The sequence below is a fragment of the Xanthomonas sp. LMG 12460 genome (assembly GCF_009192895.1).
Classification (GTDB): Bacteria; Pseudomonadota; Gammaproteobacteria; order Xanthomonadales; family Xanthomonadaceae; genus Xanthomonas_A; species Xanthomonas_A sontii.
Genome location: NZ_NKUH01000163.1, coordinates 1 through 880, shown reverse-complemented (window position 1 = coordinate 880; position 880 = coordinate 1). Strand labels below are relative to the sequence as shown.

The following is an 880-nucleotide window of genomic DNA, read 5'->3' as shown; positions in this document are numbered from 1 at the left end:
GTACGTGCGCAACAAGCGTCGCGCGGCCGAGAAGGTGGGCATCGAGGCGTTCGACTACGACCTGCCGGCGGGCACCAGCGAGGCCGAGCTGCTGGCGTTGATCGACCGGCTCAATGCCGACCCCAAGATCCACGGCATCCTGGTGCAACTGCCGCTGCCGGGCATCCCCGACGCCAGCCGGCTGATCCACCGCATCGATCCGCGCAAGGACGTGGACGGCTTCCATCCGGAGAACGTCGGCCACCTGGCGCTGCGCGAATTCGGCCTGCGCCCGTGCACGCCGCGCGGCATCGTCACCCTGCTGGCGCACACCGACCAGCCGGTGCGCGGGCGCAACGCCACCATCGTCGGCGTCAGCAACCACGTTGGCCGGCCGATGGCGCTGGAGCTGCTGATCGCCGGCTGCACGGTCAGCTGCTGCCACAAGTTCACCCCGCCGGAGGTGCTGCAGGCGCGGGTGCGCGACGCCGACATCCTGGTGGTGGCGGTGGGCCGGCCGGGGCTGATCCCGGGCGAGTGGGTCAAGCCCGGCGCGGTGGTGATCGACGTCGGCATCAACCGCCTGGACGACGGCCGCCTGGTCGGCGACGTCGGCTTCGACGCGGCGGCGCAGCGGGCCAGTTGGATTACGCCGGTACCGGGCGGGGTCGGGCCGATGACCGTGGCCACGCTGATGCAGAACACGATCGAGGCTGCTGAGGCGGCGGGGAGTCGGGATTAGGGATTCGGGATTCCGTCTCTTATAAACATCTGACGCTGCCGACGATCTTGCGGGTGGAGGTGTGGCCCGGAGCCTGCGCAGCATATGGCCAGTTACAACGTCGTGGGTACCTGTCAGAGACGAGTGCGAGACCATCTGAGGTGTAGCGACAGGTAACAA

At 68.8% G+C, this 880-nt stretch carries 1 protein-coding gene; it reads left to right on the top strand.

What is annotated here, in order from left to right:
* Window positions 1-721, top strand: a 721-nt coding sequence (folD, locus tag CEK66_RS20185) for a bifunctional methylenetetrahydrofolate dehydrogenase/methenyltetrahydrofolate cyclohydrolase FolD (protein ID WP_152238069.1), incomplete at its 5' end; no start/stop codon positions are given.
* Window positions 722-880 lie beyond the last annotated feature (159 nt).